A 17,551-nucleotide genomic window follows, 5' to 3' on the forward strand; every position below is an offset into this window, starting at 1 on the left:
GATGAACCTCCCCCAGGAAACCGATACCCTGATGTTCCGCGAGGCGGCACAGACCGCCGATGTGGTGGCCGCACAGTTCGCGCGTAACGCCGGCACCATCGCCGCGCTGGCGCAGTCGCTGCGCGATAACCCGCCGCCGTTCGTGGTGACCTGCGCGCGCGGCAGCTCCGATCACGCCGCCACGTATGCCAAGTACCTGTTCGAGACGCAGCTGGGCATTGTTACCGCCTCTGCGTCGCCGTCGGTGGGCTCGGTGTATGCCGCACCGCTGCAGCTGCGCGGCGCGCTGTATATGGTGATTTCGCAATCGGGCAGGAGCCCGGATCTGCTGCGCAATGCCGAAGCCGCCAAGGCCGCCGGTGCACGCGTGGTCGCGCTGGTCAACGTGGAAGATTCGCCGCTGGCGCAGCTGGCCGATGTGGTGATTGCGCTTGGTGCCGGCCCGGAAAAAAGCGTTGCCGCCACCAAAAGCTATCTCGCCTCGCTCGCGGCGGTGCTGCACCTTGGCGCCGTGTGGAAAAACGACCCCGCACTGCTCGCCGCAGTGGATGCGTTGCCGCAACAACTGCGCAGCGCCTGGCAGGCCGACTGGTCCGCACTGACCACCGGTTTGACCCCTGCGCATAACCTGTTCGTGCTCGGCCGCGGCCTGGGCCTGGGCGCGGCGCAGGAGGCGGCGCTGAAGTTCAAGGAAACCTGCGGCCTGCATGCCGAGGCCTATAGCTCGGCCGAGGTCAGACACGGGCCGATGGCATTGGTTGGCCCGGGTTTCCCGGTGCTGGTGTTCGCCCAGCCCGACGAGACCGGTGCCGGCACGCGCGCGCTGGCCGAAGAATTCCGCGCACGTGGTGCGCAGGTGTGGCTGGCCGCGCCCGATGGCGATCTGCCGTTGGCAGAGGCCGCGCACCCGGTGTGTGCGCCGCTGCTGACCGTGCAGAGCTTCTATCGCGCGATCAATGCGCTGGCACTGCAGCGCGGCCATCATCCCGATCTGCCGCCGCACTTGAACAAGGTCACGGAAACCGTTTGAACATGGATGCTTCCCCGATTCAAGCGCTGTGCAATGCACGTGTGTTGACCGACGGCGGTCTGCAGGATGACCTGGCCGTGCTGCTGGACGGTGCGCAGATCCAGGCGGTCGTGCCGGCCGGCGATGTACGTGTGGCGCAGGCGCACACGCGCGTGGACCTGGGCGGCGCCACCTTGCTGCCGGGCTTCATCGACATCCAGGTCAACGGCGGCGGCGGGGTATTGCTCAACAACGCCCGCAACCCGCAGGCGCTGGCGACCATCGCGGCAGCACACCGCCGCTTCGGCACCACCGGCATGCTGCCGACCTTGATCAGCGACACCGCCGAAGTGATGGCCGAAGCGATCGAAGCCACCCGCCAGGCCATCGCACAAGGCGTGCCCGGCGTGCTTGGCATCCATCTGGAAGGGCCCTACCTGAGCCCCGCGCGCAAAGGCACCCACGACGCGCACAAATTCCGTTTGCCGGACGCGTATGAAATCGCCGTCGATACCTCGCTGGACAATGGCGTCACCCTGATTACGCTCGCCCCCGAGCGCGTGCCGGTGGAGGACATCCGTGCGTTCGTGGCTGGCGGTGCAATCGTGTTCGCCGGCCACACTGCGGCAACCTACGAACAGGCGCGCGATGGCATCGCTGCCGGCGTCAGCGGCTTCACGCACGTGTACAACGCGATGTCGCAACTGGCCGGGCGCGAGCCCAATGCCGTGGGCGCCGCGCTGGAAGATCCCGACGTGTGGTGCGGCGTCATCGTCGATGGCGTGCACGTGCATCCGGCCAGCCTGCGGGTGGCGCTGGCGGCCAAACCGCGCGGCAAGCTGCTGTTGGTGACCGACGCCATGCCGATGGTCGGCAGCGACAGCCCCAGCTTCGACCTCTATGGCGAAACCATCACTGCGGTGGATGGGGTGGTGCGCAATGCCGACGGCGCTCTTGCCGGCTCGGCGCTGGACATGGCCACCGCCGTGCGCAACAGCGTGCGCTGGCTGGGCGTGGACCTGGCCGAAGCCGCACGCATGGCGTCCACCTATCCGGCGCAGTGCATCGGCCTGGGCGAGCGTCTGGGCCGCATCGCACCCGGCTACCAGGCCGATCTGGTGCTGGTGGACGCCAATGTGCAGGTGCTGGGCACCTGGGTGGCCGGGCAGCGCGACTGAGGGCACGCATGATGGTGGCGCCTGCTTTCGGGCAGGTACATCCCATGGGCTGTGTCTGCAGGTGGCAATGACGTCTGGCGTGTCCGGGTGTAGTGCTGACGTTGAAGCGTCCTTAGCTCCCGGCATGGGTGTTCAGGCATTGCGGTAGTTACAGCAGCGGCAATGCCTGCCAGGCACCCCTCCGGACGGGTTGCGGTGCCGTTGCCGTTACGTGCGGATCAGCGGCCGAATCATGGTGGCTGCGAGGTGGGTGGCGCTGCCATCCACCCGGGGCACGCCGTGGCTGCTAGAGTCGGCATCAACTCAAGGACAAGGCAGTACCGATGAGCAACGCACGGATGCGCTGGTGGTGGGTGGGGTGGTTGCTGTTTTGCATGCACGCGACCGCTGCCGCTGCCGCACCCTGGCAGCTGGTTGCCGGCGGCACGGACTACCGATTGGAGGTAGCGCAGGGGGATGTGCAGGCGGCCGAGGGCGCCCGGCTACGTCTGACCGCCGCTGCCAATCGCACGGCCGCCTTCGGTGCAGTGGCCGTGCAACTGGATGCCGCTGCGCTGCGGGGTCAGTCGCTGGCGCTGGACGGCCTTTTGCAGGCATCTCAAGCGATGCAGGGTGCAAACCTGTGGATGCGCGCAGTCGATGCGCAAGGCAAGGTCCTGGCATTCGAAACCTCGCAGGCTGATCGGGTAAGTGGCAATGCCCAGGCACAACGTCGCATTGCGATGCAGATTCCCTCGCAAGCAAGTCGATTGGCAGTCGGCGTGGTGCTGCGAGGGGACGGTGCGGTCGAGGTGACCGGTTTGCGTCTGATGGCGCAGGCCATCGTTGATGCTGCACCGGCGTCCGCGATCCTCGACGTTGCCATCCCGGCCATCCGTGACCACGCACTGCAGCGCACCCGCATCGACTGGGCCACCCGCGAGCCACAGCTGCGCGCGCAGGCCGCAGGCATGCGCGAAGCCGACGCGTACGCCGCCATCGATGCGCTGATCGCCGAGCTCGATGACGGCCACAGCTTCCTGATGCGCCCCACGGCGCGGCGCCAGATGGAGGCGCGCGCCGCCGCGCGACCCGCAGTGCAGGCACGCTTGCTGCCGCCGGATGTGGGCTATGTCGAGGTGACTGGCTTGATGACCTCGTCCGGTGATGTCAGGGGCGCCTATCAACGTGCGCTTGCCGCCGCGCTGGATGGCATGGCAGCGCAAGCGCGCTGCGGATGGGTCATCGATCTGCGACAGAACACCGGCGGCACGATGTGGCCGATGGTCAATGGGTTGCAATCGTTGCTGGGTGACCAGTCACTCGGGTACTTCGTCGACTCAGCAGGGCGGCAGACGCCCTGGCATGCGAGGCCGACTGCCGGCGCGCGCGCGTCGCAAACCGAGCGCCCGGTAGCCCTGCTGATCGGGCCACACACGGCAAGCGCGGGCGAGATGGTCGCCATCGCATTCCGTGGCCACCCGGCAACGCGTAGCTTCGGCCAAGCGAGTGCGGGGCAGACCACCAGCAATCGCTCGGTCGATCTGCCCGGTGGCGGCGTTCTTGCAATTGCCAGCAGTGCGACGCAGGACCGCAATGCACAGCGTCTGGATGGCGCATTGCAACCGGACGTGGCGCTGGACCCGCAGGTCGATGCCATCGCTGCGGCGGCGCAGTGGCTGCGGACGCAGCGGTGCGCGCAAACGCATTGATTCCGATACCCGTCGACAGGTGATCGCAGCAGCGTCAGTGTGCTGTGTGCATGCTGCGTGCGGAGAGGCGACCTTCCGCGGAAGCTTGCGCGAACGAATTGATGCCAATCGCGTGTCATGACCGCATCAGGTGGGTATCGGCACCATGGCGAGCATCCACGCTTGCATAGTTTAGGCGTGGCGAGCCAAAACCATTGAGTGAGGCATCAGCTCGCGTACCACACCCCGCAACCACCACGTCTTGCATCGCAACATTTCGCTGCGCAGCCTTTCCACGTCACGCTGCCTGGCGCAGTGGTCTGCATGTGCAGCCATCAGGACTGCGATAGGTCACGCTGCTATTCCGTTATCGACGGCGACCACAGCGTATCTCGCATAAATCCAGGCATTTCTGACCACTGGTTGACAGTGCCACTATCGGAAGGCACCTTCGCTGATAACGTTGTCAGCGAACAGGAGCCTGTTCCATTCGATCACTTCGTTACCAGCCGCCCGTGCTGCGGTCTGGTAGTCCGGTCTGCACGCGGAATGCGCGTGTGGGTCATTGCTTGCATTCCGGCGCAGGGGACGGAGTGCAGCACCGCGCGCGCCGCGCTCCAGTGCAACCGATCGGTTGCGGCCTGACGTCTCCGCCACGAGGTCAATGCAATGCTGTTTCCCCGTCTGTTGTCGTTGTCTGTCGATGCAATCTGCACTTCTGCCGCGCAGCCAATCGCTGCGCCTGATCGTTGCGCTTCGGTGTCGCCTGCTGTTCCCGCGAGGCGCTTGCCCACCGCTGCGATCGCCGGGCCGAGAGGGGGCGCAGGCGCGTCATCGCACATTGTCGTGCGCAGCCAATCGCCGCCGCGCGCGCCATTGGGTGTTGCGGTTCGCGCGCTGCTGATCGGTGGCGCCGCGCTGAGTGGCGCGCAGGCGCTTCCAGCGTTCGCGCAACAGCAGCCCGCACCAGCGCCGGTTTCATCGCCGCCTGCACAAGCCACTGCGGCACCGCCGACCAATCCGTCGGTCTCCACGCTGGACGAAATCAAGGTCGTTGGCTACCAGGCCAGCCTGGGCAAGGCGCTCAACGTCAAGCGCAATGCCGACGCGATCGTGGATGCGATCAGTGCCGAAGACATCGGCAAGTTCCCCGATACCAACGTGGCCGAATCCCTATCGCGGCTCTCCGGCATTACCGTGGATCGTCAGTTCGGCGAAGGCGAAAAGGTCAGCATCCTGGGGACCGATCCGGCGCTCAACCGGGTCCTGCTCAACGGTCAGACCATCGCCTCCACCAGTTGGGGTGGCGACCCCAACGACCCGGACAGCCGTTCGTTCAACTACAGCACGCTGGCGCCGGAAGTGGTGGGCCTGATGGAGGTCTACAAGACCCCGGAGGCGCGGATCGACGAAGGCTCCATCGGCGGCACCGTGATCGTGCACACCCGCAAGCCGCTGGAGCTCGGTCGCAACACGCTCACCGGGACAGTGAGCTATGGCTACAACGATCGTTCCGATGAGGGCAAGCCGAACGCCTCCGCGCTCTACAGCTGGAAGAACCAGGACGAGACCTTCGGCATACTGGCCTCGGTGATGCACTCCCAGCGCGTGCTGCGCCGCGAAGGCGTGGAGATCTTCGGTTACGACGATGTTGCCGGCGCCGCATTTCCGCCTGCGGCGGTCGGCAACAACACTGGCGTGTTTCCCATCTCGATCAACATCGCGTTGTTCCAACAGACGCGTAAACGCGATGGCATCAGCGCTGCGCTGCAGTGGAAGCCCGATGCCGACTTCGAGCTCAACCTGACCGGTCTGTACGTCACCGAAAATTTCGACAACTACAACCAGAGCCGCTACGGCTACTGGGGATCCAATCCCGGCGATGCACGGGCGCTGGGCTTCGAAAACGGCGTGGCCACCTCCGGGACCTTCGGCGATCGGTCCACCACGTTCCTGGATGGCTACCTGCGCAACAGCGATGTCAGCACCGGCAGCATCCATCTGCGCGCCGACTGGCATGGCGATGGCTGGAATGCCTCCAGCCAGGTCGGTTACACCAGCTCGCAAGGCGGTGCCGAGCGCATCTACGGCATCCAGTTCCGCAACCTGGCCGGCTACAGCTACACCATCGACGGGCGCCGCACCGCGATGGACTACAGCACCGAGCCGACCAATACGACGGCGATGCAGCTCAACAATGTCTCGGCCAGCCACAGCCCGCAGTACGACAAGGAGCGTTACCTGCAGCTGGATTTCGACCATGCGGTGGAATGGGGGCCGTTCACGCAGATCCTTACCGGCATCAAGCTCACCAACCACGCCACCGGACAGTCATCCTATAGCCGCACCTGGGCGCCGAACGATGGCAGTACGCTGGCGGATTTTTCGCCAGGCACCACGCCACCCGGTCACCTGGATGGCTTGTCCACCAGCGCCGACATGCAACGCTGGTCCACCATCGGTCGCGGTGCGATCGGTCGCTACATCGGTGATCTGGAAGGCGATGCCGGTTTTCCGATCAGCTACGCAGGCAATTACAGCATCGAGGAGCAGAACCGCGCCTGGTTCCTGCAGGGCAACTTCTCCGGCGAGCGCTATCGCGGCAACATCGGCGTGCGCTACGTGCATACCCGCGATTCCACCGATGGTTTCAGCTATGCGCCGGGCGGCAACTACACGCCGGTCAATTTTCTCAGCAGCTACGGCAAATGGTTGCCGGCCTTCAACATCGCCTATGACCTGCGCGATGACCTGATGCTGCGTTTTGCCGCCTCCAAGGTCATCGCGCGGCCGCGCTACACCAACATGACCCCGTACGTGGCCACCGACGACACCACGCTCACCGCCTCCACCGGCAATCCTGGCCTGAGCCCGTACGAGTCCACCAACCTGGGCGCGTCGCTGGAATGGTATTTCGCCGACAGCAGCCTGCTCAGCGGCGAGTTCTTCTCGCGCGATATCTCCAACTACATCCTGACCACGGTGGAAGACCGGGTGTTCTTCAACAACGCCACCGGTGGGTCGAGCACCTATCAGACCTCGGTGCCCACCAATGCCGGCGATGCCAAGGTACAGGGCGTGGCGCTCGACCTGCAGCACAACTTCGGTAACGGGTTTGGCGTGGTGGCCAACTACACCTACTCCGACTCCAATACCGACGGCGACTACAGCCTGCCGTACAACTCGCGCAACGCCTACAACATCAGCCCGTACTATGAGCAGGGCAAGTGGAGTGCGCGGGTGAACCTGGGCTGGCGTTCGGAATACTTCACCCAGATCGGCCGGCTCAACGGCCAGCAGATGACCGATGCCTTCACCCAGGTCGATGCCTCGTTCGGCTACCAGGCCACCGAGCGGCTGCGGGTAGCGCTGGAAGCCACCAATCTGCTGGACGAAACCTACTTCAGCTACATCGGCAACAAGAACCAGCCATACTACCTCTACAAGAACGGCCGGTCGTTCATGCTGAGCCTGAATTTCAAGCTGTAAGTAGTGCCGGGGACGTCGCGAATGCAGGCGCTGCCTGGGACGGTCAGAGCATGCTGGTTTGGCTCTCAGTATCGGCCTGCCATCAGGTCATGGTGTTCGATCGAGTAGAGGCCTGCCAGACCTTGCATGGTGGCTTGCCAGATGCACATTGCGTGGTGCGGACTTGCGACACGTATCGTCTATGGGCATTCGGAAAGAGGCCCCGCTCCTGCAGATCATGTGAGGGCTGCTGCGCAAGCCAATGCATAATTCCTTGCTGCCGCCCCCGTAGCCAGTGACGCGCTCACCTGGCTGTGGCGGGTTTGGCCTGCACCAAGAACGACACCGCCCTGTACAGGCCATATGGTGCACATCGGTTGAGCGCCTGCTGTTCATGCGCGGAAGGCGGCCTTATTGAGCGTGGTTGCGCACCGCCGCGATTGCGGCAATCCGCGCCTTCGCCAAGGCCTGCCCGATCTGCGGTCCTTGCAAGCCGGTCGCGGCCAGGTCGCGCGCATTGATCGCCAGTGCTGCTGCATGCAGGCGCTTGAGCTGTTCGCCTTGCGGGTAGGCTGTTTCTTCGCTGCCCAGGCGACCACGCTTGTCGGCCTCGCACACCAGGGCCAGCTGCGCGATGCGCTCGGGCCGGCGAAAGCCATCGCACCGCACCAGCAAGTCGTGCACGGTGCTGTTGCGCAGTTCCGCCAGACGGTGAATGTTGAGGTGCTCGCGACAGGCGGTGACGGCCAACTGGCGATAGTCCTGCGGCACCTTGAGCCGTTCGCACAGCACCAGCAGCGGGTCGACACCGCGCTGCTCGTGCATCAGGTGACGAGGCCATTGCTCAGGTGGCGTCAGTGCCTTGCCCAGGTCATGGGTGAGCGCGGCAAAGCCGATCAGCGCATCGCCGGGCGCCAGACGTGCGGCCATGTCGCTGACCATCTCCTGGTGAACGCCGGTATCCACCTCCGGGTGGAAGTCGGCGCGCTGCGGCACGCCGTACAGCGCATCGATTTCCGGCAGGATGACGCGCAGTGCATCGGTGTCGTGCAGGGTGCGCAAGAATGCCGACGGCCGGGTGCAGCTCAACGCCCGGCGCAGTTCCTGCAAGACGCGCTCGGGCACCAGGCTGTCCAGCTCGCCACTGGCCGCCATTTCACGCATCAGCGCTGCGGTCTCCGGCGCCAGCGTAAAGCCAAGCGGGGCGAACCGCGCCATGAAACGTGCCGCACGCAGAACGCGCACGGGATCTTCGATAAACGCCCGTCCCACATGACGCAGGATGCGCGCCTGCAGATCGCGCGTACCGCCATACGGGTCCACCACCGCGCCGCTGTCTTCGTCGCGGGCAATGGCATTGATGGTGAAGTCACGCCGCAGCAGATCTTCTTCCAGCGTCACCGATGGATCGGCATCCACCACGAAGCCGCGATAGCCCCGGCCCGATTTGCGCTCGGTGCGCGCCAGTGCATATTCCTCGCCGCTACGCGGATGCAGGAACACCGGGAAGTCCTTGCCCACCGGCTTGAATCCCTGCGCTTGCATCTGCGCCTGATCGGCACCGACCACCACCCAATCGCGGTCTCCGGCCGGCTGACCGAGCAAGGCATCGCGGACAGCGCCGCCAACGAGATAGATCTTCATGCGCACATGATGCCCGATGCGATGCACCCCGACAGGAGTGCTTTAGCAGTAATGAGCAGTCCGGACATCGCCAGCGCGCTGTTCAACGCAGACCGCTGCGTCGGGCTGCTCCGGCTCGCAGGTCTCGAGAGACGCCGAGCCGGATCGTGCGCTATCGCGCAAGGGCGTGATGCATTGCCTCAGAGTTTGGCGCGCTGCTCGCGCAGGCCGGTCAGCTGCACCGTCCAGTCGTTCAGGCGTGCACGCTCCTGCTCGACCACCGCGGCCGGCGCGTTCTGCACGAAGGTGGCGTTGCCCAGCTTGCCGTTGCACTTGCCGATTTCGCTTTCCACGCGCTTGATTTCCTTGTCCAGGCGGGTGCGTTCGGCATCCATGTCGACCAGGCCTTCCAGCGGCACGAGCAGCGTCAGCTCGCCGACGATGGCGGTGGCCGAGGGCGGTGTGTCCTGGCCGGCATCCAGCCAGTCGATCGCTTCGAGCTTGAGCAGGAAGGACAGCTGCGATGCGAAGCGCGCCACGCGCGCACGGTCGTCGGCGTTGCCGGCCTGCAGCAACAGACGCACCTGCTTGGAGGGCGGCACGTTCAATTCGCTGCGCACGCGCCGTAGTGCCGACACCATCGACTTCAGCCATTCGACATCGGCTTCCGCACCGGCGTAGCCGCCGGTATCGAGGTCATTGGCCTGCGGGAAGGCCTGCAGGGAAATGGTGGCGTCGGTGATGCCCAGGCGCGGAGCGACCTGCCGCCACAGTTCCTCGGTGACGAACGGGATCAGCGGGTGCAGCAGGCGCAGCAGGGCTTCGAGCACATAGAGCAGGGTGTGGCGGGTGCTGGCGGCCGCATCGCTGTCCTGCATGGCATCGCTGAGCGCCGGCTTGGACAGCTCCACGAACCAGTCGCAAAACGCGTTCCAGGCGAACTCGTACAACGATTGCGTCAGCAGGTCGAAGCGGTAGTTGGCGTAATGCGCGTGGGTTTCTGCAGCGACCTTGTCCAGTCGCGCCAGAATCCACTTTTCGGTCTCGGTGCGCGGGCGCGGCACGCCGGCGAAGCGCGCACCCTCGCTATTCATCAACACAAAGCGCGTGGCATTCCACAGTTTGTTGCAGAAGTTCTTGTAGCCCTCTGCCCGTCCCAGGTCGAACTTGATATCGCGGCCATGCGTGGCCAGCGCGGCGATGGTGAAGCGCAGCGCATCGGCACCGTGGGCGATGATGCCGTCCGGAAATTCCTTGCGGGTGGCCTTTTCGATCTTCTCGGCCATGCGCGGCTGCATCAAACCGCCGGTGCGCTTGGCCACCAGATCCTCGATGTTGATGCCGTCGATGATGTCCAGCGGATCGAGCACATTGCCCTTGGACTTGGACATCTTCTGGCCCTGCGCATCGCGGATCAGGCCGGTGATGTAGACATCGCGGAACGGCACCTGGCCGGTGAAGCTGTCGGTGGCCATGATCATGCGCGCCACCCAGAAGAAGATGATGTCGAAGCCGGTGACCAGCACCGACGACGGCAGGTAGCGCTCGAAGCCGCGCTCGGCCATCGCGTTCGCATCCGGCCAGCCCAGCGTGGAGAACGGCCACAGTTGCGAGGAGAACCAGGTTTCCAGCACGTCGCTGTCCTGGTGCAGGGCGATGTCGGCACCCAAACCGTGCTTGGCGCGCACCTCGGCTTCGTCATGGCCGACGTAGCACTTGCCTGCGTCGTCGAACCACGCCGGAATGCGATGGCCCCACCACAGCTGACGGCTGATGCACCAATCCTGGATGTTCTCCATCCAGTGGCGATAGGTGTTGATCCAGTTCGGCGGCACGAACCTGACCTGGCCGCTTTCGACCAGCTCCAGGCCGCGCTTGGCCAGCGCGTCCATCTTCACGAACCACTGGTCGGTGAGATACGGCTCGATCACCTGGCCGGTGCGGTCGCCACGCGGTACCTGCAGCTTGTGCGGCTTGGTTTCCACCAATCGACCTTCGTCTTCCAAATGGGCTAAGACAAGTTTGCGAGCGTCATAGCGGTCCAGCCCCACATAAATTGAAGGGATCGAATACGCAAGATGCTGGCCGGTACGTTTGCGCTGGATTTGGTTGAGTCCGCGCCAATCGATGCCTGGTTCGACGAAGGGATACAGGTCGTCCGGATACTGCGTGCGTGGATCGACAATCTTTGCCTCAGCCGTGAACAAGTTCACTAACGGGAGGTTATGTCGTTCACCGACCTGATAATCGTTGAAATCATGCGCAGGCGTGACCTTGACCACGCCGGTGCCGAAGGCGCGGTCGACATAATCGTCGGTGATCACCGGCACCTGCCGGCCAGTCAGTGGCAGCACGATGCGGGCGCTGTGCAGCGTGGCGTAGCGCGGATCTTCCGGATGCACCATCACCGCGGTGTCGCCCAGCATGGTCTCCGGGCGCGTGGTGGCGACCACCAGGTAATCGCGGGTTTCGCGCAGCGTCTCGTTGCCGTCGGCATCGTGCTCGACGTGCTCGTAGGTGACGCCATCGGCCAGCGGATAGCGGATCGACCACAAGAAGCCGTCTTCTTCGACGTTTTCCACTTCCAGATCCGAGATCGCGGTCTTCAGCACCGGATCCCAGTTGACCAGGCGCTGGCCGCGATAGATCAGGCCCTGCTCGTACCAGCGCACGAACGCTTCGTTGACCGCCGCCGACGGCTGCGGGTCCATGGTGAAGGTGCTGCGCGACCAATCGCTGGAAGTGCCCAGGCGACGCATCTGGCGCTCGATGGTGTCGCCGGATTCGGCCTTCCATTCCCACACTTTGGCAATGAAGCCCTCGCGGCCGAGCGAGTCGCGCGTTTCGCCCTTGCCTTCCAGGGCCAGGTTGCGCGACACCACCATCTCGGTGGCGATGCCGGCATGGTCGGTGCCCACCTGCCACAAGGTGTCGTACCCGCGCATGCGGTGATAGCGCACCAGCGCGTCCATCAACGTCTGCTGGAACGCATGCCCCATGTGCAGCGTGCCGGTCACATTGGGCGGCGGCAGCAGCACGGTATACGGCTCACCCTTGCCGGACGGCGCGAAATAGCCGGCCGCCTCCCATTGCGCATACAAGCGCGATTCGAAGGAAGCGGGGTCGTAGCTGGAGGCGAGGGTGGTCATAGAAGGGCTGGGATTCGTTGATTCGGGATTCGGGATTTGTTGGGTCATGGAGCCTGTGGGAATCACTGGCAACCCACGCATCAATGGCAGCGATGGTGCTATGGAACGGAGGGTGGCGATTTCGGATTCATCGTTGGCTGCAGCCTATGGAAGCGCGCAAAACCGCTGTGACGAATCTCCAATCCCAACTCCCCAATCCCCGCCGCACTCACATGTCGTACTTGGTGAGCTCCAGGCCCAGGGCCTTGTACTGCTTCCAGCGTTCGCGCAGCGGTTCGCGGGCGGCGGGGTCGGCAGGCACCACTTCCAGGACGCGGTCGCAGGCGCCCAGGTAGGGATCGTCGCGCAGGTTGATCACCAGCGGGCGCGACGGCGCGGCGAATTCAGGGGGGGCGATCAGCACCGGTGCCAGTTCGTCTTCCTCATCGGTGCCGGCGATCTGATGCGGTACGTAGGCCTCGTCGTCGAACGCCCACAGCAGGTCGTCCAGCGCTTCGGCCTGCTGCGCATCGCGCGCCAGGATCAGTGTGGACAGGTTGGCGTCGTTGGCCTTGCGCGCCAGCTCGCAGACCAGCCGCAGCGGTTCGTTGAGGAAGCGCGGCTTGGCGATCAGGTAGAAGTCGGCACGGGGCATCAGGGCAGGGAATCGGGAGAGGAGAATTGGGAATGGTCACGGCACCGCCGCGACCTCGAAGGTCGCGGCGGTGCCTGAAAGGAAAGGGCTTTCACGATTCCCTATTCCCGATTGTCAATTCCCACCTTCGGCGCGGTCCAGCAACCATTGGGTCAGCAGGCCCACCGGGCGGCCGGTCGCCATGCCGCGCTTGCCTTCGTCGCTGGCGACGCCGGCGATGTCCAGGTGCGCCCAGCGCTGGTTCTCGGTGAAGCGCGACAGGAAGCAGCCGGCGGTGATGGCGCCGCCCCAGCGGCCGCCGATGTTGTAGACGTCGGCGAAGGTGGAATCCAGCAGGCCCTGGTATTCGTCCCACAGCGGCAGGCGCCAGGCGCGGTCGAACACGTGCTCGCCCGCGCCGAGCAGCTCGTTGGCCAGGTCGTCGTGCTTGCTCATCAGGCCGGCGGTCTGGTGGCCCAGCGCCACCATGCAGGCACCGGTCAGCGTGGCCACGTCCACCAGGGCTTCGGGGTTGAAGCGCTCGGCGTAGGTCAGCGCATCGCACAGGATCAGGCGACCTTCGGCGTCGGTATTGCCGACTTCGATGGTCTTGCCGGACATGCTGGTGATCACATCGGAGGGGCGATAGGCATTGCCGTCGATGGCGTTCTCGACCGCGGGCACCACCACCACCAGGTTGATCGGCAGCTCGGCCTTGACCGTGGCCACGAAGGTGCCGATGACGTTGGCGCCGCCGCACATGTCGTACTTCATTTCCTCGATACCGCCTTGCGTCTTGAGGTTGACGCCGCCGGTGTCGAAGGTGATGCCCTTGCCAACCAGCACGTAGGGACGCGCGTCGCCGCCGCCGCTCCACTTCAGCACGATCAGCCGCGGGCGGTTGGCCGAGCCACGCGCCACCGACAGCAGGGAGCCCATGCCCAGCGACTCCATCTGCGCCTCGTCCAGGATCTCGGCCTCGGCGCCGGGGAACGTGCCGGCGAAGGTCGCGGCAGTGTCGGCCAGGTAGGCCGGCGTGCAGTAGTTCGGCGGCAGGTTGCCCAGCTCGCGGGCGAACTCCACACCTTCCGCGGTGGCGATGCCCACGGCCAGTGCACGGGCGTCGTCGCCGGCGATCGCCAGCGTGGTCAGGCCGGTCTCGTCGACCTTCTTCTTGCCCAGCGTGGCGGTGTAGCGGTAAGCGGCGTGGTCGCCGACGATGATGGCCTGGCGGATGTTCCAGGCGCTGTCGCGCGCCTTGACCGGCAATTCGGTCAAGGTGAGCAGGGCGGTGCCGACCGGGCCGGTCTTCAGCGCGCGGGTCGCGTCGCCCACCGCCTTGAGGTAGGGCGCCACGCCGAACTTGCCGGCATCGCCCAGCCCCACTACCAGCACGCGCGGGGCGGTGACCCCGGGCAGGTCGTGCAGCAGGGTGGTGGCGCCGGTCTTGGCACCCACATCGCCGCGTGCCACCAGGGCCGTCAAACGGCCCTGGCTGGCGCTGTCCAGCGCCTGGGCAGCGGGCGAGAGGGTCTTGTCGGCGAACACGCCAACCACGATGCAGTCGACGGCAGCGCTTGCCGGCGCGTCTTGGTTCAGGGTGAATTGCAGGGCCATTGATCAGATTCCGTAGGCAAATCCGTACAATCGCGGGCTGTTTACGCCAACCTGACTAGGCTGGCGGCGCCGCGAACGAATCCGAGAGTTTAAAACAAGCCCACCCTATGCCGAAGCTCGATCGATATCTGCTTAGCGATTTCACCCAGAGCTTCCTGGCCACCTTGATCGTGCTGCTGGTCGTCAGCGTCGGCGGTGTCCTGGTGGATATCCTCGGCAATATCGCCGACGGCCGCATTCCGGCGCGCTTGCTGCTGTCGCAGGTGGGGCTGCAATTCGTCGCCTATCTGCCGATCATCCTGCCACTGGCGCTGATGCTGGGCCTGCTATTGGCGCTGGCAAGGCTGTACCGCGATTCAGAAATGGCCGTCATTACCGCCATTGGTGTGGGCCCCAGGCGCATGCTGCGGCCCATGCTGATGCTGGTGGTGCCGGTGGTCGTGATCATCGGGCTGTGCTCGCTGTGGCTGGGCCCCTGGGCCAGCCGTACCGCCGAAACCATGCTGGAAGACGCCAACCGCAGTGTGCTGATGGCCGGGCTGGAGTCGGGCAAGTTCACCCCGCTCTCCGGCGGTGGCGTGGTCTACCTGACCACCATTTCCGCCGACGGCAAGGGCCTGGGCAAGGTGTTCCTGCAGCGGCAGAAGGACGACCGCCTCGACGTGGTCACCGCCCAGCGCGGCGCGATGTTCTTCGAAGGCAAGACCGACCGCTACCTGCGCCTGGAGGATGGCTACCGCATCGAAGGCCCGGCGGCCGGTGCCACCCTGGACTACCGCCTGATGAAGTTCGCCAGCAACGATGTGGCCTTGCCTGACCGCACCCGGGTGCATGACGCCAACGACCCGGAAGTGATGTGGACTACGCAGCTGCTCTCCGATGAACGCCCGGCCGCACGCGCGCAGCTGCATGAACGGCTGGCACCGCCGCTGCTGGCGCTGGCCTTCGCCTTGCTGACCCTGCCGCTGTCGCGCAGTGCGCCGCGGCAGCAGCGCTACGGCCGGATCATGCTGGCCTTCCTGGCCTACATGGTGGGCACCAATCTGATGATTGTCGGTACCCAGTGGATCGCCAACGGCAAGACTCCGGCTGCGCTGGGCCTATGGTGGCTGACGCTGCCGCTGCTGGCAGTGGCGGTCTGGGCGTATGCGCGCGATGGCCGCGTGCGCCGTCCGAGGGTGCGCGCATGAGGCTGATGCCGCGGGTGCATGATTGGTACGTCGGCCGTGCGGTGCTGCTCACGGTGTTGCTGACCTGGACGGTGCTGCTGGGGCTGGACCTGGTGAACGCCTTCGCCAGTGAGGCCAAGAATATCGGCCAGGGCAGCTACACGTTCGGCCATGTCGTGGCCTATGTGGCCTACACGGTGCCGCGCCGGGCCTACACCTTGTTTCCCACCGCCGCGGTGATCGGGGCGCTGCTGGGCCTTGGGCAGCTGGCGGCCACATCCGAATTGACCGCACTGCGCGCGCTGGGCGTCTCGCGCAAGCGCATGTCCGCCTCGGTGGTCGCTGCGATGGCCTTGTTGACCGCCAGCATGGTGATCAGCGGCGAGACCATCGGGCCGTGGGCGCAGAACCAGGCCGATACGCTCAAGACCAGTGCCCGTTACAACAGCGACATGGCCATGGCGCGCTATTCCGGTCTATGGGCACGCGAGGGCGACACCTTCCTCAATGCGCTGAGCGGCGAAGAAAAGTTGCTCGACAGCGGCGGCACTGCGCTGGCTCTGCACGATGTACGTCTCTATCACCTTGACGCCGCCGGCAGGATGCAACAGCTGACCTACGCGGCCGTTGCCGAGCATCGTGATGGCCGCTGGACGTTGCGCCAAGTGCGCCGCGACACCTTTCAGGAACGCTCGGTACAACGTGAGACCTTCCCGGAATTGCCCTGGCAATCCCAGCTGAGTCCGGCCGCCCTGGCGGCCGGGCTTGCCAAGCCACGCAACCTATCTGCCCGCGATCTGGAGCAGAGCATCGAGTACCGTCGCCGCAATGGCCTGGATGCGCGCGACTACGAAGATCAGTACTGGAGCCGCTGGTTCTACCCGCTCAATGTACTGGCGCTGTGCATGGCGGCCATTCCGTTCTCGTTCGGTTCGCTGCGTAGCGGCGGCCTGGGTAAGCGCTTGTTCCTGGGCATCCTGTTCGCGCTGGGGTTCTGGCTGCTGCAGCTGTTCTTCAGCCGCATGGCCGGCGCGCTCAAGCTGGATTACCGCATCGCCTACGCGCTGCCACCGATGGTGATGCTGGGCGTCTCGGCGTGGTTGTTCCGGCGACGCAGTAGTTGATCCATCGGCGGCGTCCGAGTGTGTTCGGCATCGTGCTGTGCGCTGTACCTGATATCCACAGCACTCTGCCTGTGGATCGCTCAGGAGGCCGGCAGCGACGACAAGGGGCGGTTTGCAATGCTGCAATTGCCCTGACCCCGCAGCTTGCGTTGCTGGACGCGATTGGCGCAGATTCCTGGCTACGCGGGCTGTCCTGGTCGACGAGTCACCTTGTCTTGGTGCTGCCCTTTTTGGTGGGCTTGTATCTGTTGGGAGGCCTGCTGCAGGCATGCATCGGGCGCCCGTCCCCGTTCTCTCGCTAGATGACGCTGGCCAAGCCAGCAGGCGGCGCGCCCGCCTGAGAACGCCACCATGCATGCGATGCGCGTGCCATTTGCGGTCTGCTTGCAGATAGCTTGAACGTCTGGTGATCCTCCGGGTCAGCGACCTGGCTTGAGTGGCCGCTGCAGCCGTGTTCCGCTCGCGCGGTCATGCCAGGTCAGCCGGTCGCGGTCCACCCATGCCCACCAGAATCCGGCGCCGGCCAGGGCCAGCGACAGCGTGCCCACCGCATAACGCGTCCAGGCCTGCCGCCAGGTGGGGCGTGGCTCCTGTAGTCGCAGTCGCCACGGGCGCATGCCCAGGGTCTGCCCGCCGCGCCGCCAGCTGACCGTGGCGTAGAGACCTGCCACCCCCCAGCAGCACAGCCACAGCAGCCACTGCCAGGCGCTGAAGGGAGCGATGTTCTGGCGTGCGGGGTGTCCGGCCAGGGTAAATCCCAGCGTGAATCCGGTGGACACCAGCATCCAGAGCGCCAGCGCTGGCCAGAGGTCGTAACACAGGGCGAGGATCCGCCAGCCCAGCAGGGCAGGTGAGCGTGCTGCGCGGGGAGCGGGAATGGACGTCATGCCAGGAGCATAGCCGGCGCCAAGGCTACGGCAACGCCGCGCTG

General features: G+C 65.3%; 11 protein-coding genes. 6 read left to right on the plus strand and 5 right to left on the minus strand.

All coding sequences use genetic code 11. The features are described from left to right. The first annotated feature begins 1 nt into the window (after position 1). The 4 genes from XCSCFBP4642_RS0105825 to XCSCFBP4642_RS0105840 all read left to right on the plus strand — a co-directional run bounded on the left by XCSCFBP4642_RS0105825 (position 2) and on the right by XCSCFBP4642_RS0105840 (position 7,346). Positions 2-1,030, plus strand: coding sequence for an SIS domain-containing protein (locus XCSCFBP4642_RS0105825; RefSeq protein ID WP_029218978.1), 1,029 nt, complete (start codon positions 2-4; stop codon positions 1,028-1,030). Between the two features lie 2 nt (positions 1,031-1,032). Beyond that, positions 1,033-2,187, plus strand: a complete 1,155-nt coding sequence (nagA, locus tag XCSCFBP4642_RS0105830) for an N-acetylglucosamine-6-phosphate deacetylase (RefSeq protein ID WP_029218979.1) — start codon at positions 1,033-1,035, stop codon at positions 2,185-2,187. 323 nt (positions 2,188-2,510) lie between these two features. Continuing rightward, positions 2,511-3,878 (plus strand): S41 family peptidase, encoded by a 1,368-nt coding sequence (locus tag XCSCFBP4642_RS0105835; protein WP_029218980.1) that lies wholly within the window; start codon positions 2,511-2,513, stop codon positions 3,876-3,878. Positions 3,879-4,703: 825 nt separating this feature from the next. After that, positions 4,704-7,346, plus strand: a complete 2,643-nt coding sequence (locus tag XCSCFBP4642_RS0105840) for a TonB-dependent receptor (RefSeq protein ID WP_425480169.1) — start codon at positions 4,704-4,706, stop codon at positions 7,344-7,346. Between the two features lie 390 nt (positions 7,347-7,736). Here XCSCFBP4642_RS0105840 and XCSCFBP4642_RS0105845 read toward each other — a convergent pair whose 3' ends face one another. The 4 genes from XCSCFBP4642_RS0105845 to XCSCFBP4642_RS0105860 all read right to left on the minus strand — a co-directional run bounded on the left by XCSCFBP4642_RS0105845 (position 7,737) and on the right by XCSCFBP4642_RS0105860 (position 14,327). Next, positions 7,737-8,969 carry a multifunctional CCA addition/repair protein gene (locus tag XCSCFBP4642_RS0105845; protein ID WP_029218982.1) on the minus strand — a complete coding sequence of 411 codons (1,233 nt, stop codon included), beginning with the start codon at positions 8,967-8,969 and terminating at the stop codon, positions 7,737-7,739. A 179-nt stretch (positions 8,970-9,148) separates the two neighbouring features. Further along, on the minus strand, positions 9,149-12,097 hold the full coding sequence (locus XCSCFBP4642_RS0105850) for a valine--tRNA ligase (RefSeq protein WP_029218983.1): 2,949 nt from the start codon (positions 12,095-12,097) through the stop codon (positions 9,149-9,151). A 208-nt stretch (positions 12,098-12,305) separates the two neighbouring features. Next, entirely contained in the window at positions 12,306-12,731 is a 426-nt protein-coding gene (locus tag XCSCFBP4642_RS0105855) for a DNA polymerase III subunit chi (protein WP_029218984.1), read from the minus strand. A 114-nt stretch (positions 12,732-12,845) separates the two neighbouring features. After that, on the minus strand, positions 12,846-14,327 hold the full coding sequence (locus XCSCFBP4642_RS0105860) for a leucyl aminopeptidase (RefSeq protein ID WP_029218985.1): 1,482 nt from the start codon (positions 14,325-14,327) through the stop codon (positions 12,846-12,848). A 107-nt stretch (positions 14,328-14,434) separates the two neighbouring features. Here XCSCFBP4642_RS0105860 and lptF point away from each other — a divergent pair, with 107 nt between their 5' ends. Then, entirely contained in the window at positions 14,435-15,517 is a 1,083-nt protein-coding gene (gene lptF, locus XCSCFBP4642_RS0105865) for an LPS export ABC transporter permease LptF (protein WP_029218986.1), read from the plus strand. Continuing rightward, complete coding sequence (gene lptG / locus XCSCFBP4642_RS0105870) at positions 15,514-16,620, plus strand: LPS export ABC transporter permease LptG (protein ID WP_029218987.1); 1,107 nt, start codon at positions 15,514-15,516, stop codon at positions 16,618-16,620. The genes lptF and lptG overlap by 4 nt, the downstream gene beginning before the upstream one ends. A 419-nt stretch (positions 16,621-17,039) precedes the next feature. Here lptG and XCSCFBP4642_RS0105875 read toward each other — a convergent pair whose 3' ends face one another. Next, a complete protein-coding gene (locus XCSCFBP4642_RS0105875) occupies positions 17,040-17,507 on the minus strand; it encodes an RDD family protein (RefSeq protein WP_029218988.1) in 468 nt (155 codons plus the stop codon). Positions 17,508-17,551: the final 44 nt, after the last annotated feature.

Source organism: Xanthomonas cassavae CFBP 4642, assembly GCF_000454545.1.
GTDB classification, from domain to species: Bacteria; Pseudomonadota; Gammaproteobacteria; order Xanthomonadales; family Xanthomonadaceae; genus Xanthomonas; species Xanthomonas cassavae.

Bases quoted from the DNA above. Each gene is read 5' to 3' on its own strand.
- XCSCFBP4642_RS0105825 (WP_029218978.1), top strand. From the start codon at position 2: ATGAACCTCCCCCAGGAAACCGATACCCTGATGTTCCGCGAGGCGGCA.
- nagA (WP_029218979.1), top strand. From the start codon at position 1,033: ATGGATGCTTCCCCGATTCAAGCGCTGTGCAATGCACGTGTGTTGACC.
- XCSCFBP4642_RS0105835 (WP_029218980.1), top strand. From the start codon at position 2,511: ATGAGCAACGCACGGATGCGCTGGTGGTGGGTGGGGTGGTTGCTGTTT.
- XCSCFBP4642_RS0105845 (WP_029218982.1), bottom strand. From the start codon at position 8,969: ATGAAGATCTATCTCGTTGGCGGCGCTGTCCGCGATGCCTTGCTCGGT.
- XCSCFBP4642_RS0105850 (WP_029218983.1), bottom strand. From the start codon at position 12,097: ATGACCACCCTCGCCTCCAGCTACGACCCCGCTTCCTTCGAATCGCGC.
- XCSCFBP4642_RS0105855 (WP_029218984.1), bottom strand. From the start codon at position 12,731: ATGCCCCGTGCCGACTTCTACCTGATCGCCAAGCCGCGCTTCCTCAAC.
- XCSCFBP4642_RS0105860 (WP_029218985.1), bottom strand. From the start codon at position 14,327: ATGGCCCTGCAATTCACCCTGAACCAAGACGCGCCGGCAAGCGCTGCC.
- lptF (WP_029218986.1), top strand. From the start codon at position 14,435: ATGCCGAAGCTCGATCGATATCTGCTTAGCGATTTCACCCAGAGCTTC.
- lptG (WP_029218987.1), top strand. From the start codon at position 15,514: ATGAGGCTGATGCCGCGGGTGCATGATTGGTACGTCGGCCGTGCGGTG.
- XCSCFBP4642_RS0105875 (WP_029218988.1), bottom strand. From the start codon at position 17,507: ATGACGTCCATTCCCGCTCCCCGCGCAGCACGCTCACCTGCCCTGCTG.